A 364-nucleotide genomic window follows, 5' to 3' on the forward strand; every position below is an offset into this window, starting at 1 on the left:
CGGATTTGTATAGCCGTCGGCGCTCGGTGCTGATTGGAATGTTCCTCTACGGCCTGGGCTTTCTGATGGAGGGTGCGCTACCGTGGTTCGCGCCGGTTCTGCTGGCCCAGGTTGTCTGGGGTTGCGGTGATACCTTCATCACCGGCGCTCTGGAGGCGTGGATTGCCTCGGAGGAAAAGGACAAACCCATAGACAAGGTGTTCCTGCGGGGCAGTCAAATGGGGCAAATCGGCGGCGTTCTGGGCGTGGTGCCGGGCACACTGCTGGGAAACATAAACCTGCAAATGCCTGTCATCTTGGGGGGCAGTTTGTGCTTGTTGTTGGGGCTGGTGTTGGTTCGCATCATGCCAGAAACCAACTTCTC

1 pseudogene is annotated in these 364 nt (G+C 58.2%); it reads left to right on the plus strand.

The annotated features are described in order from the left end of the window. A pseudogene (locus tag ACTNA4_RS16155) lies at positions 1-364 on the plus strand (MFS transporter); the annotation flags it as partial.

Origin of the sequence: Bariatricus sp. HCP28S3_A7 (genome assembly GCF_052066375.1) — a bacterium.
Classification (GTDB): Bacteria; Bacillota; Clostridia; order Lachnospirales; family Lachnospiraceae; genus Allocoprococcus.